This is a genomic window from Janthinobacterium sp. LS2A (assembly GCF_036543145.1).
Classification (GTDB): domain Bacteria; phylum Pseudomonadota; class Gammaproteobacteria; order Burkholderiales; family Burkholderiaceae_D; genus Janthinobacterium; species Janthinobacterium aestuarii.
This window is the reverse complement of sequence record NZ_JAZHPB010000003.1, coordinates 370363-392478: the sequence shown is the minus strand read 5'-3', so window position 1 is coordinate 392478 and position 22116 is coordinate 370363. Positions and strand designations below refer to the sequence as shown.

Annotated in this window: 16 protein-coding genes and 1 tRNA gene; 11 read left to right on the top strand and 6 right to left on the bottom strand. The window is 57.3% G+C overall.

Annotation, left to right across the window (positions count from 1 at the left end; genetic code table 11):
- Positions 1–185 precede the first annotated feature (185 nt).
- The 8 genes from V3C40_RS11995 to V3C40_RS11960 all read left to right on the top strand — a co-directional run bounded on the left by V3C40_RS11995 (position 186) and on the right by V3C40_RS11960 (position 11472).
- A tRNA-Ser gene (locus V3C40_RS11995) sits at positions 186–276 on the top strand.
- A 241-nt stretch (positions 277–517) separates the two neighbouring features.
- Positions 518–1828, top strand: a complete 1311-nt coding sequence (locus V3C40_RS11990) for a tyrosine-type recombinase/integrase (protein WP_331777539.1) — start codon at positions 518–520, stop codon at positions 1826–1828.
- 1114 nt (positions 1829–2942) lie between these two features.
- Positions 2943–3809, top strand: coding sequence for a phage integrase N-terminal domain-containing protein (locus V3C40_RS11985; protein ID WP_331777538.1), 867 nt, complete (start codon positions 2943–2945; stop codon positions 3807–3809).
- A gap of 135 nt (positions 3810–3944) precedes the next feature.
- Complete coding sequence (locus V3C40_RS11980) at positions 3945–4145, top strand: helix-turn-helix transcriptional regulator (protein WP_176382029.1); 201 nt, start codon at positions 3945–3947, stop codon at positions 4143–4145.
- A gap of 367 nt (positions 4146–4512) precedes the next feature.
- On the top strand, positions 4513–6123 hold the full coding sequence (locus V3C40_RS11975) for a type I restriction-modification system subunit M (protein ID WP_331777537.1): 1611 nt from the start codon (positions 4513–4515) through the stop codon (positions 6121–6123).
- Entirely contained in the window at positions 6120–7439 is a 1320-nt protein-coding gene (locus V3C40_RS11970) for a restriction endonuclease subunit S (RefSeq protein ID WP_331777536.1), read from the top strand. The genes V3C40_RS11975 and V3C40_RS11970 overlap by 4 nt, the downstream gene beginning before the upstream one ends.
- Before the next feature lie 38 nt (positions 7440–7477).
- Positions 7478–10759, top strand: coding sequence for a type I restriction endonuclease subunit R (locus V3C40_RS11965; protein ID WP_331777535.1), 3282 nt, complete (start codon positions 7478–7480; stop codon positions 10757–10759).
- Positions 10760–10761: 2 nt separating this feature from the next.
- The gene (locus V3C40_RS11960) at positions 10762–11472 is read left to right on the top strand and encodes a YgjP family zinc-dependent metalloprotease (protein ID WP_331777534.1); all 711 of its coding nucleotides are present in this window, start codon (positions 10762–10764) and stop codon (positions 11470–11472) included.
- Positions 11473–12208: 736 nt separating this feature from the next.
- Here the strand turns inward: V3C40_RS11960 and V3C40_RS11955 are convergent.
- The 5 genes from V3C40_RS11955 to V3C40_RS11935 form a co-directional block, all read right to left on the bottom strand.
- Positions 12209–13942, bottom strand: a complete 1734-nt coding sequence (locus V3C40_RS11955) for an MAG1210 family protein (protein ID WP_331777533.1) — start codon at positions 13940–13942, stop codon at positions 12209–12211.
- A complete protein-coding gene (locus V3C40_RS11950; protein ID WP_046685382.1) occupies positions 13939–14676 on the bottom strand; it encodes a LemA family protein in 738 nt (245 codons plus the stop codon). Before V3C40_RS11950 ends, V3C40_RS11955 begins: the two co-directional genes overlap by 4 nt.
- 710 nt (positions 14677–15386) lie before the next feature.
- Entirely contained in the window at positions 15387–16967 is a 1581-nt protein-coding gene (locus V3C40_RS11945) for an isocitrate lyase (RefSeq protein ID WP_331777532.1), read from the bottom strand.
- 425 nt (positions 16968–17392) lie between these two features.
- Positions 17393–17956, bottom strand: coding sequence for a cysteine hydrolase family protein (locus V3C40_RS11940; RefSeq protein ID WP_331777531.1), 564 nt, complete (start codon positions 17954–17956; stop codon positions 17393–17395).
- A gap of 83 nt (positions 17957–18039) precedes the next feature.
- Entirely contained in the window at positions 18040–19344 is a 1305-nt protein-coding gene (locus V3C40_RS11935; RefSeq protein WP_034760055.1) for an MFS transporter, read from the bottom strand.
- A gap of 163 nt (positions 19345–19507) precedes the next feature.
- Between V3C40_RS11935 and V3C40_RS11930 the strand changes: the two genes are divergently transcribed.
- A complete protein-coding gene (locus V3C40_RS11930; protein ID WP_331777530.1) occupies positions 19508–20224 on the top strand; it encodes an SDR family oxidoreductase in 717 nt (238 codons plus the stop codon).
- Positions 20225–20227: 3 nt separating this feature from the next.
- Here the strand turns inward: V3C40_RS11930 and V3C40_RS11925 are convergent, their stop codons facing one another.
- Complete coding sequence (locus V3C40_RS11925) at positions 20228–20506, bottom strand: DUF1993 family protein (RefSeq protein WP_331777529.1); 279 nt, start codon at positions 20504–20506, stop codon at positions 20228–20230.
- 134 nt (positions 20507–20640) lie between these two features.
- Here V3C40_RS11925 and V3C40_RS11920 point away from each other — a divergent pair, with 134 nt between their 5' ends.
- Together V3C40_RS11920 and V3C40_RS11915 are read left to right on the top strand one after the other, a co-directional pair.
- Positions 20641–21063, top strand: a complete 423-nt coding sequence (locus V3C40_RS11920) for a hypothetical protein (protein ID WP_331777528.1) — start codon at positions 20641–20643, stop codon at positions 21061–21063.
- Positions 21064–21133: 70 nt separating this feature from the next.
- Complete coding sequence (locus V3C40_RS11915; RefSeq protein WP_331777527.1) at positions 21134–22090, top strand: bifunctional helix-turn-helix transcriptional regulator/GNAT family N-acetyltransferase; 957 nt, start codon at positions 21134–21136, stop codon at positions 22088–22090.
- The last annotated feature ends 26 nt before the right edge of the window (positions 22091–22116 follow it).

Here is a 22116-nt window from a genome sequence, read left to right as displayed (position 1 = left end):
AACCCAAACCAACATCCGGGGTCGGACCCGCCGGGTCCGACCCCAGCCTTTACTTGGTTACTGTAGATGCGCTACTTTTACCCCACGGTAAATAACTTTGGCAGTCCGTAGATTCTTTGCTATAATCTGCGGCTTCGCGACAAGCGAGAAATAGTACGCAATGTAAGTAAGACACATTGCCTGCAGGAGAGGTGGATGAGTGGTTGAAGTCGCACGCCTGGAAAGCGTGTATAGGTTCATAGCCTATCGGGGGTTCGAATCCCCCTCTCTCCGCCACGGATAGTAATTAAGTAAGATCAGGACGTCTCAGGAAGTCCCTCAAAAACCGCTTAGAGCCTTGATTCTAAGCGGTTTTTCGTTTTTCGGCGTCTCAGGTCGTGTCAGCCCATTTCAATGCATCGCGCTTTTTTTAGGGTAGGTGATGTGGAATCGGCGGCATACCCTTGATCGTCTACTCTTTTAATTTGCACCATCTTGTCTATAGTGTTCTTTCAACACGTTGACGTGGAGGTGCATCATGCCCAAGATCATTGCTCCGCTGACTGACGTTCGTATCAGGAACGCCAAGCCACGCGAGAAATTGTACAAACTGTTTGATGGCGACGGCTTGTACATCGAGGTGACACCAAGCGGTTCGCGCATCTGGCGCTTCAAGTTCCGACAGGCCAACGGCAAGGACAACCTGCTGACCTTCGGCCCATATCCGGAAATCACGCTACAGCTTGCTCGCGAAAAGCGCCTGGAGACCCGCCGCCTGATGCTGCAAGGAATCGATCCCGGCAAGCACCGCGATGACGCCAAGCGGCGATTAAAGGAGCGCGCCGCTAACACATTTGAAAAGATTGCCCGCGAGTGGCACGCCAACAAGGTGCCGACCTGGAGCGAGCGCACCGCCAAGAACGTCCTGCAACGGCTGGAGGCAGATATCTTCCCTGCCATTGGCCGCAGGCCCATCGATGAACTCAAGCACCTCGATGTAATCGCTGCACTGCGCAAGATCGAGGAGCGTGGCGCAAGCGAAATCGCCCATCGCCAGAAAGCGGTATGTGCGTCAATTTTCAGCTACGCGATTCAATGCGGATTCACAGAGAGTAATCTGGTCACCGATATGAAGGATGTGTTGAAGACCGTCCGCGCCGGACACTTCGCCGCCATCAATGCCGACGAACTGCCGCAGTTTCTCACCATTCTGGACCGCAACGAAGCACGCATGTTCGCGCCGACCCGCATTGCGCTGCGTCTGATGCTGCTGTGCTTTGTGCGCACCAGCGAGTTGATCGAGACGCCCTGGAGTGAAATCGACCTGGAGCGCGGCGAGTGGATCATTCCATGGCAGCGCATGAAGCGCGGCAAGCTGACCGTCAATCCGGATATGACCAACCATCACGTTTGCCTGTCGCGCCAGGCGCTGGAGCTGTTGCGTGAACTGCATGCGATCACGGGCCGCAGCAAGTATCTGTTCCCGAATCAACGCGACCACGAAAAGCCGATCAGCAATAACACGATACTGGTGGCGCTTGGACGCATGGGATACAAGGGCAAGATGACCGGCCATGGCTTCCGGGCGCTGGCCATGAGCACCATCAAGGAGCGCCTGGGTTACCGGCATGAAGTCGTGGACCGGCAACTCGCACATGCACCGAAGGACAAGGTGGCCAGCGCCTATGACCGCGCCCAGTTCCTGGCAGAGCGGCGCCGGATGATGCAGGATTGGGCCGACTACATCGATGCCGTCAGCGGCAAGGGAGCGCCGCCGCAGGCGCCCAGATTAACGCTGGTCAGCGGTGAATTCAGCCGGGATGGCGGAACAGGAGGGCACCATGTCTAAGTATGTACTGCGCCTCACGGATGCGCTTATCAAGCAAGCGCCCCCCAAGGAAAAATTGCATAAACTAGCAATTTGAGCCTTTGTCCGGGCTGCAACGCTACCGGTCAATGCCAGTAACACCAGCCCAGTCCGCGCCGGTCGCAAATCTGTGTACTACGAAAAGCGCACTTGACGAAACGAACCGCTTGCAAACGTCGATATCAGGCATAGAATGAAGCTCTCTTATGTGGGAATCGCTCCCACGAGGGCATGCTTCGAGCATGTCCCTATGCTTAGCGGCATAGGCGTTGCGGTCGTTACCCGCCACCATGATACATAGCAGTTTCTGCTAGATATATCGCCGGGCCATGCAGAAGCATGCACATCTCGGCACGATAAAGCGCTGCCTTCAGCGTCTTCATATCCCACAATCCGCAAGACGGATTGCCTGGATGATTGCGCCCGGTGGGCGCTTCTTCAAACAGGAGCAAGACTCCTGCCCCGATTGGTTCGCATACCCCGCGAGGTAGCGCACCCTATGAAGCACAGCATGGCTTTGCCGCAAGCCGCACCGTTAGCAGAAATGCCAGCGATGCGATGCCATCGCGGCTGCCGCCAGCGCGTGTGCTTCAGAATCGCCAGTATCGTCACCGTGAGTGCGATGCTGGCATGTATGCCGTCACATGCCATGGCTACGTGCGCGCGTCGTTACTGGCGGCGTGCTGCCAGTGACGACGCGTCGCCGACGGCACAGGCCCAGGCGGCAAGCGGCATTCCACCGCGTGATGATGTTCAGTGACGGGGCCAGGCGCCCCCATCGCAGGCAAGCCCTGCGATGTCCTTTGCCCGCTACGGGCTGATTAATAGAAGTTGATCCGTGCACGATGTGCACTCCATGGACCCTGGGTGATTGGTCCCCGCTGCGGCAGCTTCCTCCGGGAGCGCGCAGCGGTGCCACACGCGCATGCGGCGCGGGCAGGCAGTAACAGCAACCGCATACACGGGAGTGGTGTCCCGAGGCCCTTGATTCAACCTTTTCTGCTGAGGCAGTGAGGGTGGCCAGAAACACTTACCAGACAGGATTACACCACGCGGCATCGATGTGAAAAACAAAGATCGAAGGGATGACTTTGCCATGCGCGACTTGAACTACCAGCTCAAGCAACTGTGTCACCGCAACCGGGATGGCAGCTTTGCGACGCAGGCCGACCGTGAGCGCTTATTGAACCTGTGCGCCAACGACCTGGCGGACCGAGGCTTCCAGCAGATGAGCGTGGACAGTCTGAAGCCGAAGCATGTGGCGGCGCTGCTCGACAAGTGGAAGCAGGATGGCGTCAGTACCGGAACGATCAAGAATCGCATGAGCGCCTTGCGCTGGTGGGCCGAGAAGATCGGCAAGGAGAACGTCATTGCGCGCACCAACGGCGAATACGGCATCGCGGAGCGGGTGTTTGTCACCAATGTCTCGAGGGCGAAGGTGCTCGACGCCGACACGCTGGCCCGCGTGAATGATCCCTATACGCGCATGTCCTTGCAGCTGCAGGCGGCATTTGGTTTGCGGCGCGAGGAAAGCATCAAGATCAAGCCGGGATGGGCCGATGGCGGGAACATCCTGCGGCTGAAGGATAGCTGGACCAAGGGCGGCAAATACCGGGAGGTGCCGATTGCCACCATGCAGCAGCGCGCCGTGCTGGAAGCGGCCAAGGCGCTGGCGGGCAAAGGCAGCTTGATCCCGGCGCAGTTTCGGTATCGGGACCAGTTGAACCGTTTTCGTGCGCAGTGCGACAAGGCTGGCCTCCATGGCGTGCATGGGCTGCGCCATGAGTACGCGCAGCGGCGCTATGCCGAGTTGACGGGCCGACCTTGTCCAGCCAGTGGCGGGGCGACCTCCAGACAGCTGGATGCCTCACAAAAACTAGCAGATCAAGCTGCCCGGATGAAGATTTCGGTGGAGATGGGGCATGGACGTGAACAGGTCACGTCCATCTATTTGGGCAGATGACGGTCCACTTGTATCAGGCGGCAGCGCATGGAGCGGAAGATCTGTAAAGGGTGCAGCCCTGGCGCTGCCGGAACTATCGCGGAGAGTCGGCATGACTCTCTATTGTTTGCTGTTCATCAATCGAAGGAGAATCTTATGACCACGACTAGAAAATTCCTCCGCTTGCCTGCGGTAATCGAGGCCACCGGCTGGTCCCGCGCCACAATCTGGCGCAAGGTGAAGGCCGGCGTGTTGCCAGCGCCTATTCCCATCGGCCCCAAGTCTGTCGCCTGGGACGCGGCCGAAATTGCCGAATGGCAGCAGCGCTGTATAGATGCCAGCCGTGGAGTCGGCTGAAGGTTCCTTTTTGGTAATCCCAGTTTCATTGCCAATCAAGCTGGGGATTCAATGCGAGCGTAGTTCCCCAGTTATGATCGTGCTCGCCGTACTCCTCGTTATATTCATCATTATTTGCAAGTTGGTGAATTGATTTGATGAGTATGGCAACATCTCGCTGAACAACGGCGGGTAAGGTTTGCAAAGTGAGCGTAGTCCGCCTTAACTATAGGCATCAATAGCTAACTGTGCCAGAGAGGGTACCTATGAATTTACTGTTCTTGCTAGTGTACAATTAGCCGCTCTTTGAGGCCGGTATTCCGGCCTTTTCACTTTGTGTGTCGCTGCTAAACTGGCAACAGCACATGGACTTTTAAGTATTGCACCAATGGCAAATCAACTCACCCTCGACGCCCTCGAATCATGGCTGTGGGAATCCGCAAATATCCTGCGTGGTTCCATCGATTCATCAGATTTCAAGAACTATATCTTCGGCCTGCTGTTCCTGAAACGCTTCAACGACGTGTTCGACGAGCGGGTTACCCGGTTGATGCAGGACGATGGCCTGAACGGCAGGGAAGCCGAAGAAGAAGTCGAAGACAAGTGGGGGTACTTCCCGTTGCGTGCACGTTGGCCTGAGCTGATTGCCCGTACAGAGAACATCGGTGAGGCGCTGGACCAGGCCTTCGCCACCATCGAGGCCAACAACCCTGAACTGCAACATGTGCTCACCGCCACCCTGTACGGCGACAAGCGCGTGCTGTCCGATGCCACCTTGCAGCGCTTGTTGCGGCATTTTAACCAGTACAAGCTGGGTAATGCCGACTTGTATAAGGCCGACATGTTGGGCGACGCCTACGAGTATCTTATCAAGCAGTTCGCCGATGACGCTGGCAAGAAGGGCGGCGAGTTCTACACGCCTAAGGCTGTCGTGCAACTGGTGGTGGAACTTATCGATCCCCGTCCCGGCCATGCCGTGTACGACCCGACCTGCGGAAGTGGCGGTATGTTGGTTGAAAGCGCGCACCACATTTCCAACCTGCCGGACGGTACCATCATGGGCATGCCCAATGTGCTGCTGTTCGGTCAGGAGAAGAACCTCGGTACGTGGGCCATCGCCAAACTGAACCTTTACCTGCACAATATGCGAGCCGAGATTGAACGGGGCGACACGTTGGTGGAGCCCAAGCATCTCGACGGCGATTACCTGAGGACTTTTGACCGGGTGATTGCGAATCCACCGTTTTCCGCTAAGTCATGGTGGTCACCGCTGGAACTGGCCAATGAGGCAGAGCAGGAAAGTGGCAAGAAGGCCAAAGCGCCTAACTACAAGCAGGTGAATGACCCCTATGGTCGCTTTGTCTATGGCATCCCGCCCCGTGGGTATGCCGACCTCGCTTTTGCCCAGCATATGCTGGCAAGCTTGAAGGCTGACGGTCGCATGGGCATCATATTGCCGCACGGCGTGCTGTTCCGTAGCGGTGAAGAAGGCAAGATTCGTGATGGTCTGCTGTTCGGTACCGACGCCGCCAGCGGCAACCAGCCCGGCGACCTGATTGAAGCCATTGTCGGTTTGCCGTCGGCGCTGTTCTACAACACCGGCATCCCAGCCTGCGTGCTGATTCTAAACAAGCAGAAGCCAGTAGCCCTCAAGGATAAAGTCATCCTTATTGACGCCAGCCGCGACTACCTCGGAAGCAAGGCCCAGAACACCCTGCGCCCAGAAGATGTCAAGCATATCGTCAGCACGCACAAGGCGGCGTTCGACAGCCAGACCGAGGTAGAGAACTACTGTCGGGTGGTGATGGTGGATGAAATCCGTAGCAACGACGGGAACCTTAATATTGCCCGCTATATCGACAACGGCGAAATCGAAGAGACCGTGGATGTTGCCGCCACGTTAGCGCAACTGGCGGCGCTGGCAGAAGAGGAATCACAGATTGACGAGCGGCTAAATGGGTATCTGGCTGATTTGGGGTTGCTGGAGGTAAGGGAATGAGCGAGGTGGGTAAACGGGGATACAAGGAAACCGAAATCGGTTGGATTCCGTGCAACTGGTCATCTTCGCGGTTGGGAAATGAAGTTGAAGCAATCGTTGGTGGCGGGACACCTTCCAAAGATGTACCTGAATATTGGGGTGGAGAGATTCCTTGGGCGAGCGTAAAAGACTTTGTCGCCACGCGCTTAAGCAGAACTGAAGACTACATAACATCCAAAGCAATCAAAGAGAGTTCGACAAATTTGATTCCTGCTGGGACATTGATTACGCCTACACGGATGGCACTTGGTCGGGTTGCCTTCTTTGACTGTGACGTGGCTATCAACCAAGATTTGAAAGCCATTTTCCCGAAGAGTTCTTTGATAAAGGAGTTCCTGTTCTATTGGTTCCAGTCGAATGCAGAAAAAATCGAAGCCGCAGGAACGGGGTCTACGGTCAAGGGTATTCGCCTTGAGCTATTGCGCGAGTTTGGTTTTGCACTCCCGCCACTCTCGGAGCAAGGGGAAATCGTTGCCATCCTCAGGGCTGTGGACGACAAGCTGGACGTGATCGCTCGCCAGATTGACGCCACCCAGACCCTTAAGCAGGGCCTGATGCAGTCTCTATTCAGCCGTGGCGTGGGTACTCAAGATGCTGCTGGTCGCTGGGTGCCTCATACTGAGTTCGAGGATAGTGAGTTGGGTGCGATTCCGATTGGGTGGGAAGTGCGTAGTCTCGAAAGTGTCGCGGATGTTGAGCGTGGAAAGTTTTCGGCGCGCCCTCGCAATGACCCTAAATATTTTGATGGTGGCGACATCCCATTCGTTCAGACCGGTGACATAGCATCTGCTACTCGGTACTTGGAACGCGCTTCACAGTTCCTGAATGCCAATGGGCTTAGAGTGAGTAAGCAATTCCCGGTAGGTACAATTTTCATCACCATAGCAGCGAACATTGGTGACATAGCAATCGGGAAAATCCCTATGGCGTGTCCCGACAGCGTTGTTGGTATCGGGGCGAATGTGGATATCTGCAATAGCACGTGGCTCTATTACCTACTTGGAAATAATAAAGACTACTTTGATTCCCGTGCAACGCAGAATGCACAAAAGAACATTAATTTGCAGGTGCTAAGGCCTTTTGTGTTCCCAATGCCCACGATGTCAGAACAATGCCGTATCGCAGGCATTCTTACTGCACTTGACGATAAACTTGATGTGCTGACATCCAAGCAAAATCATCACCAAACTCTCAAACGCGGTCTGATGCAAAAGCTGCTGACCGGCGAGTGGCGCGTGACGCTGGGTGTGCACCATGAAATCGCTATTGCCGCCTGATTGGTTGGGCCAAGAAAACGCACAGAGAGGACGTATCCATGGGGGATGCAGAAAAAGTCGGGGTCGAAATTCCAGCAATTGAATCGCTGGTCAAACTGGGCTACACCCATCTTCCGGGCAACAAGGTCGAGGTCGAACATCGGCATCTCGCCCCGGTACTAGGCACTGTTCTGCGGCCCAGACTTCTAGCCCTGAACCCATGGTTGCAAACCGCTCCTGGCGGCGTCAATACGGCACTGATTGAGTTGCGTAAACTGGTGAGCGACGATCTGCTGTCCGCGAATAGGCTGTTCTGGGGGCAGGCTGTGCATCGCTCTGACATTCAGGTGAAGGACGCGGAGGGCAAGCAGCGCAGCGTGCGCTTCTTCGACGCGACGTCAGCCGCAAGCAACGACTTCCACGTGGTTGATCAGTACGTTGGCAAGAATGCTGACGGCGACTTCTTCCGCCCTGATCTGTTGTTGTTCATCAACGGCCTGCCGCTGGCCATCATCGAATGCAAAGCGAGCCACTATCGACTGGATGAGGCGCTGTCTCAACTGGACGAATATCAAGCTAGCTTTCCGGCACAATTCGTATTCAACCAGCTCTGTGTTGGCCTCAACCGGCGTGAAGGCCAGTATGGTGCTATTCGAACAAAGCCTGCTTTCTTTGCCCGGTACCGCTTGGAGGGCGATGAACTAGCGTCCGTGACTAGTGTTCTGGGTTCCGACCCCAGCGAGCAAGACCAGTTGTTGTGGGCATTGTTTGAACCGACACGTTTTCTCGAACTGATTACCCACTTCGTAATGTTTGAAACCCGCGATGGTAAGACGGTGAAGAAGCTGCCACGTTATCAGCAATGGCGTGCAGTACGCAAAACCATAGCCGGGCTGACGGCAACCAACCCCATGGGTGGTGTGGTGTGGCACACGCAAGGCAGCGGCAAATCGCTGACCATGGCGCTGCTGGCGCGGATGCTGCGGGCCGATAGCACTGGTCTGAATAATCCGACACTGCTGGTGCTCACCGACCGAAAAGATCTTGATAAGCAAATCTTCGATACCTTCCACGCCGTGGGCATCAAGGCCATTCAGGCAGTCTCGGTCGATGGGTTGGTTAAGTTACTGGGTAACGATTACGGCAGCGTGTTCACCAGCACCGTTCAAAAGTTTCAAGAGAATGAGCAGCCCGGCGTTGCCGCTGACGCCGCCCCAGATGAGGAAGACGACACCCTGCAGGCGACCCGGCATAGACGGGTGCGTGAAGGGAAGGACTTTTTCATGGTGGCAGAGCGCAATCTCCATGTCGGCCTGTCTGATGCCGATGGTGCGATGCGGGACGCGAAGTGGGAAGAAGTTAGTAGGGAGCGTGTCAATTTTCAAGTGCTAAGTGCCAAGCCCAACTTCTACGTGCTGGTCGATGAAGCGCACCGCAGCCAATATGACTTCTTGGCAGCATTCATGCGTGCCAGTCTGCCTCACGCCAAGTTCATCGCCTTCACCGGCACACCACTGCTGAGCGATGACAAGCACACGCTGGCAGAATTTGGCGGCATTGCTTACATCGACGAGTACCGACTGCATGAAGCGGTTGCGGACGGTGCGACTCTCCCCATCAAGTACCAAGACGCCTGGGTGGAACTCGCCCCTAACGCCAAGCTTGACCAAGCTTTCAAAGATCAGTTCTCCAAGGAGAATGAAGCCAGGCAGCAGGTACTGAAAAAGGAACTGCTGGGGAGATGGCGACAGGCTGGCGACCGTATGGAGCAGGTGGCCACGCATCTGGCTGAGCACTTCGTCTCTAACGTGCAGGCCAAAGGCCTGAAGGCCATGCTGGTGTGTGACGGTCGCGACATGGCAGTGCGCTACAAGGACTTGCTTGATGAGTTGATGAAGGAACGCAAAGCCCATGGCCTGCCAACCTTCGAGAGCCGGGTGGTGATCTCGCTCGCCAGCGTTACGGCATCGCGCACAGGCTTGTCGGTACAGGAAGACGCTGCCGAATACAATCTTGGCCCAGAGCAGATTCAGACCATCGAAGAGCGCATCAAGGGCGAACTGAAGGCTGGCAAACAGCCTGTCGCACTACCGGCAGAGCAGGTGGCAAACTTTGTCAGCAAGCTTTTTCCTCTGCCGTATGGCGATGAAGCCAAGGGGCGCGATGGTCAGCAGCATGCCAATAATGTAGGTCTCATCATCGTGTCGGACATGCTGCTAACGGGCTGGGACGCGCCGATTGTCGGTACCATGTATCTCGACAAGCCACTGAAGGAACACACGCTATTGCAGGCAATTGCACGGGTCAACCGTACCATGGCTGGCAAGAATGCTGGTTATATTGTCGATTACCATGGCGTGGTGGAACATCTCGACCACGCCCTGAAGATTTACGGTGGTGACGTACAAGCGCCCCAGGTCTGGGATGGCGTCGAAAGCGAACTGCCCAAGCTGCAAGCGACACTCGACCGTATCCTCAAACTGCTGCCGAAGAAGCATGACCCGGTCAGTCAGCGTGAGGATTACAAGGATGATGCCGAGCGTTTTCTTGACCCGACCAGCAGATTGGATGCGGTGGAGGACTTCCTTGAGTTGGCCAAGCAGTTCAACCGGAGCATCGACATCATCCTGCCCGATGTGCGTGGCGTGCCCTTCAAGCCGTATTTCACACTGTTTGCAGAAATCCGTCTGATGTTGCGTGACAAGCTGCCCGGCAATACCTATCGGGAGCGTATTACCAAACTGGAATCGCTGCTGTTGCAGCAATTGCTGGACGAGTACATCTCCGCCAGTCCGGCCAGGAGCCTGTTGGGTAAAGAAGTCTCGATTCTCGATGCAAGCGACATGGCCAGGCTGAAGAAGTTGGCGAGTCCGGGAAGTCAGGCGCTGGTCATGAAGAATCAGTTGAAGCACACCATTGCCACCGGAAGAGACAAAGATCCTGCCTTCTTTGATAAGTTGGCGGAGGAACTGGAAAAGCTGTTGGCTGAGGAAGCGGCGGGTCGCATTAGTCAGGCTCAGTTCCTGGAACAGCTCGACCTTTTTGGGCAGCGCATCAGAGACAAAGACAATACGGGCTTTGACCATCCGGCCCACTCGGCGGTGTATCATTATCTGGCGGCATTGCTGACAGAGGGGGCTGCAAGGGAGGCGACGAGCAAGCTGTTTCAGGATGTCGGCTTGAGTAGTGCGATGGCGGCCGCAAACTGGAAGAAGATGCATGACCTGCATCCAGAAATCCGCGACCTGCTGCGCAAGTTGCTGATGCCGTTGGCGGGTTGGGAGCGATCGGCAGCGCGTGACCATGCGAGCCGCATTTTGGATATTCTGCTGAAGAACTGACTATGCCCCGCTTGCAATACGGTCAAACCACCATCGACTGGCTTTTTCAGCCAGACGCCAGTTTGAAGCGGCACTATGTGACCGTGGAGCGGGGGCGTCCGGTGCTGTTGCGCGGGCCGGTAGTGGGGCAGCTGGAGCAGCAAGCATTGGTGCGTAATCGGGCGCGCTGGATACGAGACAGATTGGTGATGGTGAATATGCCGCAGGCCAGTGATGACATCGTCACGGGAAGCCGTTTGCGTTACTGTGGCCGCACGTACTTTACCGAGGTACGGCATGCTCCGGGGTTGCTCAAACCACGCTTGACTTTTACTGCAGCGCGCTTCGTTGTCGAGAACCCAACTGGTATCAGTATCGAACTTGTAACTTTGACGCCGGTATTGGAAGCGTTCTACCGCGACAGGGCACATGAAAAGTTGCTGGTGCGGGTTCGACATTGGGAGCGGAAAACCGAATTGAAGGCCAGGGGCGCTCGTGTGCGCCATTTCCAGAGCCGCTGGGCCAGTTGCAATCCTCAAAATGTATTGGAGTTTCACCCAAGGGTGATGGAACTACCTGCCAGCGTGCAGGACTATGTGATTCTGCACGAACTTTGTCATACCATAGAGAAGAATCACACTAGAGTATTTTGGGCCTTGGTAGCACGACACATGCCCGATTGGCAGCGGCAGCACGACATCTTAGAACAGGCTGTATTTGGTGGGGCAGTTTGAGGGGGAAAGAACCACCATAAATTACTATTGTTTCCCTATTCTCAATAGAATGCGCTCGGAATTGCACTACCCAAGTAGGTGGCTACATTGCGTTATCTACGCTGCCATGGCGAGAGTTTAGACCTTTCACTGGTTTTTACACTATCGGACATGGTGAAAATCTCTCATCAGATGCGGAAATTGGATGATCGAGTGTCCGAGTAGAGCGCAAAAAACTCCCAACCCGGCTGTTTTATGTTCTATAAGTTATGAGTATTAAATATTCTACGCGAGGGGTAGATATGGGGGTATGGACATCTTTATTCTCCTTGAAAAAGAAGAGTTTATCGGTAAAAGCGGGCAGGATATGAATCCCCCTCTCGAAAAAACATAAAGCTACCCTCGGGTAGCTTTTTTTTCATCTGTACGTGGAGAGAAGCACTTCGTTCCGCTGGCGCAGGGCGATGCTCTGCGAATTCTCTGCTTCACCTTGCGCGCTCTGCGCGGGAGATTCGAAGGATCAGGCCTACCGGCCCTTTCCGAATCGACCAACTGCTACCGCTGCGCGGCAGCCTCGCGCGCCTGTGGCGCGCGTTCGTGGTTCTAATCAGCTTTGTGAGTGAGCATGTTTTTACGGCACCTAGCGCAACAGTTCGTGTCCAAATGGCGGACCTGACCCCGCGTCTATGTCGGCACACAGCTTTATGATTTCATACTAAAGCGGTCAACTTCTGCCACTGCAATCCGCGAAGCTGCCCTAACCAGCCAAAACCGCCGAAACAATCGAGCGGCGAAGCACGGTCTTCCCGGCATCGATGCCACGCTGTGAAAACGCCGGCGGCAACGCGACTTCATCCGCAGCAGTGTTGCCTGGCGAAGCCGTTTCCTTTACCAGCATGTTGGCGCTATTCTCGACCTCGAAGTACTCGTCCCAATGCACTGGAACTTGATGGGAGCGGCCATCTCCGCCTCTCACCGAGACGTAGTGGGTTCGCGCGATGCTGCGGAAGCCGCTGGCCGTTACCTGCACTTTCTGCGATCCGTCGGCCTCCTGTTGCATGGATGTCTTCAGGATACTTCGCGTGACGCACTCGGGATGCTTGAACATCGCCTCGCCGTGGTAATTGGCAATCGCTTCATGCTCCCAGAAACAGGGTTTGTGCGAATACGTGTCTTTATAGATGTCCGAGTGCGGTCGATGCTGTTGGTACAAGGGGATGGCAAGCAGCGGGGCGATCCCGAAGTAGAACGACTTGAAGAAATCGTTGTGATAGGCGTTGAAAAACATGCGCGCCTGGGCGAGTTCGTAGGCAAGAAATTTCTCCGGTGCGCCACTGATATCGGTAGCGCGCATGTGTCCCGATTCCAGGACGTTGATCATGCGGGTTTTTTCGAATACGAAGGTGTCGCCAAAACCTGTTTGACTATCCTTGAGCAGCTTGAGCATTTCCTGTTGCGCCAATGGCGTGAACAACAGCCGGAACTGGACTTCATGGTTGCGGTCCGTGGCATCGAACAAGGCGTCGAATTCGCGGTTGGCCATCACCGTAAAAGTATGCCCCTCGTCGACATCGCGGGACTTTTCTTCCAGCTTCTTGATGGCGCGATTCTTCCGCCATTTGTCGAGGAAGCCGTCTTCCAGGCCGGAGAGTTTTGACGGGTGGCGGCTGAACACGAGATCCGGCGCCGCTTCGTTGCCGTAGACGATAAACGTCTGATTTTCGTACTCGGGCATCGGACGCTCGATCGATGCCCGCAGAGTTTCGTGGCGGGTTCTGGTTTCCGATTTGCCTTGCGAATTGCGGTACTGTTCCGTCCAGCTGATAGCCAGCGAGCCATGGTATGTCTTGCTGCCCATCGAGTGTGACAAGGTGCGTGCAAGAATGAAAGGGTTGCCGTTCAGTACGCCGCTGTGCGAGAACTCGATCGAGTGGTTCTCACCAAGATTGCCATACCAGCCAAAGCTGTTGCGCAGCTCTTCCATGCGGCCGTTGCTGAAATACGGGTCGAATGCGATGCGAGGCACTGTTTGTTGCATCAGCTTCGCCACGATATCCCAGTCGTACAGGCGGTTCAGCGGCACCATCTGGCCCCAGGCCACGGCACGCTTTTCGTCGCAGGCTTCCTGCAGCCGCTTTAACTGTGCGTCGGAATCGTTGATGATGCGGTTGAGCGTATGAATCGCAGCGGCAAGCGCAATCGCCGGGACCATGAGCCATGGCCATGCGTGATAGGCGTAGATATAGAGTGCCGCCAGTAACGCGGCCACGATGCTGGCGCCGCGCAGGATACGCCACCATTTGTTGCTGGAACCGGCGCCCGCGGCCTGCTTTTCGAGCACGCGTAGTTCCTGCACCGTCGTGATGTTGGCGTTCTCGTCCACGCCGGACTGGCGCACGAGGTCTTCGAAAAAGTCCGACGTATTGCTGGCGTGAGCATTTTTGAAGTGGAAAGAATACTGCTCCAATGGTTCATGGACGTCGTTGATCAAAAGAAGACGCTCCGGGCGGCAGCCTTGGTTTCGGCGGAGGCAGTGAAAGGAATGCGGGTGGTATAACCTTGCCGCGCCGCAACGATCTGCTTGGTCGGCCAGGCAAAGACGTCTTGGTTCCACATGCCGACGGTATCGTTATACAGCGTGCGCGCGGCGGTCACTTCCTTTTGCAGATAACTGTTTTGGCGCATGGCGTCGGCGATGACGGCTTGTGCCTTCAGATCGGGATAGGCTTCGCACGCCAGGCTGATGCGGGAAAAAATCCCGTCGATTTTCTGGGATGCCTGATTGCGTTCGGCATCGGGGTTCTGTCCGCTCCGGTAAGCTGCTACCGACTTCATCACGTCCTTGTCGAGGTCGATCGCTTTTGCGACCAGGCCAACCACGTTGTTCAGGACGACGACGCGCTGTTCCAGGTAATTGTCGATCTGTGAAGCATCGGCCTGGATTTTCTGCTGCAGCTTGCGCAGATACGCCAGGGCGGAGATCTTCATGAACAGGAAGACCAGGCCTGGCAGTGCCCCCAGCACCAGGAGTGCCAAGCTGTACGTTTGCGGCAACGCACCGGTCAGCAGCGCCAAGCCTCCAATCAGCGGAAGGACGGTCCACAGGGCGATTTCAAATATGAGCGACCCGGTGCCGACTTGGACGGAAATCTGCTTGCTGATGACGTTGATGTCGCGCCCCTGCTCATTTATCGGGCCAGTTACTTCGTCCAAATCATTTGCCATGCTTGAAAATCCTTTGTATTGAGTGTTTCTTATTGAGCGACTCTCGCTCGGTTACAAAATATTTCGCTTTAGCTTTTTAAGTGCGGGAGCGAAATGTCGGTGTATTGTGTATATTTCCCAAAATCAATTTTTTTGTCATCATATCTTGAAGGATGAGACCCTATCAAGGGCGGTCAAGCCGATATTTCACATAAAGTTTCGGGGAAAATCCTCGATACTTTCCGGTGCGGCCAATTTCAGACAGCCGCTTGCATAAACCCGGCAGCAGCGAGGCGGGGCACTGGATAAGGCATACCCGCTTCCAGCCGGCCATGGCGTTCCAATCAACTCCTTCTGGGCCGGCAGGCAATCCCCGCCCTCCACCGTATCTTCGGCTGCTCCAGCCCAGACTTTGCGGAGAAATAAATGATCAAGAATTTTTTAGGGCTTTGCCATCGGCAAATAGAGGAAATGCAGGAAGCGGCTGCAATGCAGCGGTGAAGTAACACTGTCGAGCTGGATGAACGACAGTATTAATTAATTTTTACGAATTTAATGACAGGAATGGCAGCACGGCCGGGTAGAACGATATCGATTGCCGTTAGCATCGGCGCTATCGATTCGCGCTATGCCTATCAAGCATTAACATCCATCAGCAAGCGGGATTGCCGTTCGGTTAACGAAAAAAACCCGCCGAAGCGGGTTTTTCACTTTACAGCCAATCCAAAAGCTCAGAACTGGTTCATGGTGTTGTCTTTGCCAGCCGCCTTCAGCGCCGCTTCGCCGCTGAAGTAATCCTTGTGATCGTCGCCGATGTCCGAGCCGGACATGTTTTGATGTTTCACGCAGGCGATGCCCTGGCGGATTTCCTTGCGCTGCACGCCGGCCACGTAGCCCAGCATGCCCTGGTCGCCGAAGTATTCCTTGGCCAGGTTGTCCGTCGACAAGGCTGCCGTGTGGTAGGTCGGCAGGGTGATCAGGTGGTGGAAGATGCCGGCTTCGCGGGCCGAGTCGGCCTGGAAGGTGCGGATCTTCTCGTCGGCGGCGATCGCCAGTTCCGTCTGGTCGTATTCCACGCTCATCAGCTGGGCACGGTCGTAGGCGGACACGTCCTTGCCTGCCGCTTTCATGCCGTCGAAGATCTGCTGGCGGAAGTTCAGGGTCCAGTTGAACGACGGGCTGTTGTTGTACACCAGCTTGGCGTTCGGGATGACCTTGCGGATTTCGCTGACCATGCCGCCGATTTGCGCGATATGCGGTTTTTCCGTTTCGATCCACAGCAGGTCGGCGCCGTTTTGCAGCGAGGTGATGCAGTCGAGCACGCAACGCTCTTCGCCGGAACCGGCGCGGAACTGGAACAGGTTGCTTGGCAGGCGCTTAGGACGCAGCAGCTTGCCTTCGCGCTTGATGATGACGTCGCCATTGCCCAGCGCGTCGGCCGACACTTCTTCGCAGTCGAGGAAGGAATTGTATTGGTCGCCCAGGTCGCCTGGTTCATTGGTGACGGCGATCTGTTTGGTCAGGCCGGCGCCCAGCGAATCGGTGCGGGCGACGATGATGCCGTCGTCCACGCCCAGTTCCAGGAAGGCGTAGCGGATGGCGCGGATCTTGGCCAGGAAGTCTTCGTGCGGCACCGTGACTTTACCGTCCTGGTGGCCACATTGTTTCTCGTCGGACACCTGGTTTTCGATCTGAATGCAGCAGGCGCCCGCTTCAATGAATTGTTTCGCCAGCAGGTAAGTTGCTTCGGCATTGCCGAAACCGGCGTCGATGTCGGCGATGATGGGCACGACGTGGGTGACGTGGCCGTCGATCTTGGCCTGGATGGTTTGCTTCTCAGCACCTTGAGCCGCGTCCAGCTGGCGGAACAGGCCACCCAGTTCGCGGGCATCGGCCTGGCGCAGGAAAGTGTAGAGTTCGCGGATCAAGCTGGTGACGGCGGTTTTTTCATGCATCGACTGGTCTGGCAGCGGGCCGAACTCCGAGCGCAGGGCGGCGACCATCCAGCCGGACAGGTAGAGGTAGCGGCGGTCGGTGCTGTTGAAGTGCTTCTTGATCGAGATCATCTTCTGTTGACCGATGAAACCGTGCCAGCAGCCGAGCGACTGGGTGTACTTGGATGGGTCCGCATCGTAGGCAGCCATGTCGTTGCGCATGATCTTCGCCGTGTACTTGGCGATGTCCAGGCCCGTCTTGAATTTGTTCTGGGCGCGCATGCGGGCGGCGGACTCGGGATTGATGGCGTTCCACGCGCTACCTTGTTGGTCTTTCAAACCGGCAACAGCCTTGATGTCGTCTTGATATTGGGACATGTGTATCTCCTAAAGAAAAACTAAGTTTGAGAAAATCGTCGAGTGCGCCGCTTTGTCGATGCGAACTGCATGACTAAATAGTAGGCTTATCCGTGTCGATGTTCAAGTCTTATATAAGACATATAACTTAAATTTAATCCTTTTTTTTCAACGACTTAATTATATATTTTCATGATATGAAATGAATTTTCAAAAAGTGAGAGCATTGCTGGCTGAGTTTGTTGTCTAAAATTCCGCGATGTGAAACGTCTTTTCAGAATTTGGTGCAGCGCGACAAATCGGGACGAAAAAAAGCCACCCGTAGGTGGCGCGAGCTTGGGCATGTCTGCAGGGAATGGGCGGGAGGCCTTGCGGGGAAGGCTGTTCCAGCGTGAATGTCGTGTGCCAGCAACAGCCTGGCGGGCAAGATGGTGCGCCGGCGCAGCTCAGGGGCGGGACAGCGCATCGATCACGTCCGCAGCTGTCACCACTTGCGCATACTCGCCGTGCAAATTGGCCAGCGCCATCGCATGCACCTCGTCCGCCGTTCTCGGCGTGCCCGCATAATCGACTTGCGCAAATGCAAAACACGCATCGGCGACGACTTGCGTGGCAAAGCCCAGATTGCCCGCCGTGCGCGCGCTCGACTCCACGGAATTGTTGGTGCTGACGCCCACGATGACGAGCTTGCTGATGCTGCGTACGCGCAGCCAGCGTTCCAGTCCCGAGTGGATGAACGCATCGGGCACATTTTTCTCCACGACATGCTCTTCCTGCAAAGGCGCCAGCGCTGGCTGAAATTCCACGCCGGGCTGGCCGGGCCAGAAGGGCGAGCCTGGCGTTCTGGAAATGTGGCGCACATGCACGACGGCGGCGTGCGCCGCGCGCCAGGCTTGCAGCAGGGTGGCAATCTGGTGTTCCGCATCGGGATTGTTGCGGCTTCCGGCAGCGGGGCTGGCCATGCCTTGTTGCATGTCGATGATGATCAGTGCGGGATGGTGGGCATGCATATTGGTAGCCTGGAATGGATGGCAGGCGCACTTGGCGCCTGCCTGGGGAATAGTGCCGGAGTGATTGTCGCAGGGGAGCGGATCTAGCGTCCCACGGTCTGCCGCTGATCCTTGATGAACAGCGCCGTCAGCATGCCCACCACGCACACGCCGATCACATAATAGGCGGGGCCCAGCACGTTGTTCTTCAGCATCAGGGTCACGACCACGGGCGTCAGGCCGCCGAAAATCGCGTACGACAAGTTGTAGGAGAACGACAGTCCCGAGAAGCGCACCTGGGCCGGGAACGCTTGCACCAGCACGTAGGGCACGGCGCCGACGACGCCGACGAACAGGCCCGTCATTGCGTACAAGGGCAGCAGCAGGTCGGGGCGGCTGCCGACGGTGGTGTAGAAGATATACGTACTGATGGCCAGCAGCACGGAGCCGACGAAGATCACGCGCTTGCCGCCCAGGCGGTCGGCCAGCATGCCGGCAATGATGCAGCCAAAGGCCAGGCACAGTGTCGCCACGGTATTGGCGACCAGGGTGGTGCGCGGCGCGATGTGGTGGATTTTTTGCAGCAGGGCAGGCGTCATCAGAATGACAACGACGATGCCGGCCGACAGCATCCACGTCAGCAGCATCGAGACGACGACGGCGCCGCGGTGGCTGCGCAGCACGGATTTCAAGGGCATTTCCGTGGCCAGCGCCTTGCGCTGCTGCATTTCCGCAAACACCGGTGTTTCATGCAGCCAGCGGCGCAGATACATGGCGCCGAAACCGAAGATGCCGCCCAGCAGGAATGGATAGCGCCAGGCGCCATCGGTGATTTCTGCCGGCGTGTAGACGGTGTTCAAGCCCGTCGCCACCAGCGAACCGAGCAGGATGCCGACCGTCAGGCCCGCCGTCAGCACACCGCAGGCAAAGCCCGTGAAACGGCTCGGCACGTGTTCGGACACAAACACCCACGCGCCCGGCACTTCGCCGCCCACGGCCGCGCCCTGGAAGATGCGCATCAAGAGCAGCAGCAGCGGGGCGGCCAGGCCGATGGTGGCATACGTAGGCAGCAGGCCGATCAGCAATGTCGGCACGGCCATCATCAGGATGGACAGGGTGAACATGCGCTTGCGGCCGAGCAAGTCGCCGAAGTGGGCCATGACGATGCCGCCCAGCGGACGCACGACGTAGCCGGCGGCGAAGATGCCGAAGGTTTGCAGCAAGCGCAGCCATTCCGGCATTTCCGGTGGGAAGAACAACTGGCCGATGGCGTTGGCAAAGAAGACGAAGATGATGAAATCGTAGAATTCCAGCGCGCCGCCGAGGGCGGCCAGCGACAGGGTTTTGTAGTCTTGCTGGGTGAGGGGACGGCTTGCGGCGTTGATTGCGGCGGTGTTGGAAGTAGGCATGTGTCTCGTTCTTGTGTGTTATCGGAGATTGCCAGATCTAGCATACGCATTTCCGCCGCGTGAGTAAATGCTGTGACAGGCGCGCGGGTAGGGGGAGCAGCCTCAGCTGTGCTTAATACAACGCCGCTATCATCAGCGTTGACTTCATTGGAAAGGATACTGCATGAACATCATGATCGTGGGCGCCAGCCGGGGCCTGGGACGCGCGCTGGTGGATGGTCTGCTCGCTGACGGACATGCCGTCATCGGCGTATCGCGCCAGCAACCTGTCGACTTGCCCGCCGGCCAGGGCACGCAGCTGCAATGGATCGCAGCGGACCTGGCGGCACCCGCCGAGGCCGTCGAATGCATCGCGCGCGAAGCGCCCGCCGCACTGGACGCCGTGATCTACAACCTCGGCGTGTGGGAAGAAAAGGCGTTCAGCGATGACTACGCTTTTCTCGGCGATGCGGACGACGCCATCGTCGACATGGTCAATACCAACATCACGGCGACGATATTGCTGCTCAAGCGCCTCGTGCCCCGCTTGCTGGCCAGCAGCAAGCCGCAGCTGATACTCACGGGGTCGACGTCCGGCTTGCGCCAGAGCGGTCGCCCGGAAGTGACGTTCAGCGCGTCGAAATTCGCCCTGAACGGCATCGCCGACGCCTTGCGCGAAGGTTTCCGCGAGCAGGGGCTGGCTGTGACGGCATTGCAGCTGGGCTACCTGAATACCTATGACGGCTTGGCCGTGCCGCTGGCGGACGCTGCCGCGCGGGGCGAGGGCGAACTGATCCCCGTGCATGACGTCGTCGCCGTCGTGCGCATGCTGCTGAGCCTGTCGAATGCCTCGTTCGTGCGCGAACTGGTGATGCCGGCGCTGCGCGACGAACGCTTTTAGGCTTTACGCCGGAAACAGCGCCCCGGCTTGCCGCAAGTTGGCGGGCGTGGCGAGTTGGGGCAGCGCTTGCTGCGTCAGCCGGCACACGGCTTCCTGCGCCTGGGTGCAGCTGAATTCCACCTGGCGCGCCAGAGTGTGCATGTCGGGCGCCAGCCGCGCGTCGAGCAGGTTTTGCGCATAGAAACCCAGCGCTTGGGCGCGTTCCTCACCTTTGGCTAACAGCGTCGTCAGGGAACGCAGCATCTGTGCAAAGCAGGGGATGGTAACGGCGTAGACCGACATGGATTTCCTCAAGTAAAGGGGCGAGAGCAATGCCGGCAGTATGCCCGGGCCAGCCGTGTTTCGGCGTGCCGGTTGAACATGCTACAGTCCGCCATTGCCGCCAAGCTGGAGCGGCGCCCTCTGGATCATGCTTGATGCCCACCTGGACTTCCCCACCCCAACTCGTCGACCTGGCCGCCTTTTATGAACAGGCGCAAGCCCATCCTGAAACGTTCAGTGATGCTGTCTTCGTGGACACCGTGAAAGCCGCCCACTGGCCCACCAACTGCTGGAATTATGTGGAAGCGTCGTTCGCCATCATCGCACCCGCCTGCCTGCTGCGTCCGCATTTGACCGCCGAGCTGATCGCTTTGCCCATCGACGCCATGATCGCGGGCGGCCTCGAGGATGCGGGACAAGTCATCGAAATCGGCCTGGCCTGCGCCAGGCGCGACGCACCGTATGTAGAGCCCAGCGAGGAGGGCAGGCGCTGGCTGACGCAGGTGTGGCCGGGACTGGGGGAGATGGCCGAGGCGGTATTCCAGACCAGTCTGCAAGAGGCAATGGAAGAGGAGTAAGTCTGCGCTTGACCGGTAAAGTTGGTTTACGTTAGGATATACGTAACTACTTACATATATCCCGTTAAACATGTCCTCCACCCTGCAAACCTACGGCTCCCTGATGCTGGCCAGCCGCCTGCGCCGTCTTTCCGATCAACTGTATGCCGGTGTCGACACCAGCTATGTGGCGGCTGGCGTCGAGCTGACGTCACGCTGTTTCCCTTTGTTATTGCTGCTGCGCGACAACGGCCCAACATCGATCACGGCCCTGGCCGCGCAGATCGGGCAGACGCATCCGGTGGTGGTGCAGCTGGGGCGCAAGCTGCTCGACGCGGGCGTGGTGGTGGAAATGCCAGACGCCAAGGATGAGCGGCGGCGCCTGCTGGCGCTGTCCGACGCGGGGCTAGCCTTGCTGCGCGAGATGGCGCCCCTGTGGGACGATGTGCGCGCGGCCGTCGATAGCGTGTTCGAGCAGGGCACGCCGCAGCTGATGGCCAGCCTGGACCGGGCGGAAGCGCGCTTGCAGGCGCAAGGCTTTGGCGAGACGATCGCCGCCTGCCGGCGCCAGCGCGAGCGGGCCGCCGTGGAGATCATCGATTACGCGGCACCCTATGCTGCCGACTTCAAGCGCCTGAATATCGCCTGGCTGGAACGCTATTTCTATGTCGAGGCGCTGGACGACAAGGTGCTGTCCGATCCGCAGAGTTCGATCCTTGACGCTGGCGGGCAGATTTTTCTCGCGCGCCTCGATGGCAGGATCGTCGGCACTTGCGCCCTGATCCGCGCCGATGGCGCCAGCATCGAGCTGTCGAAAATGGCCGTCACGCCAGAGTGCCAAGGGCTGGGCATCGCGCGCCGGCTGATCGAACGGGCTTTCGATGCCTTCGAGGCCAGCGGCGCGCAACTGCTGTTCCTGGAGTCGAACAGCAAGCTGGCGCCCGCCATCCGCCTGTACGAAAGCAGCGGTTTTAACCACGTGGCGCGGCCGGCCGGCGACGCCCATTACCAGCGCGCCGACGTCTACATGGAGTGGCAGGGCAGGTAGTACATTTGAACGCACCCATCGGCCGT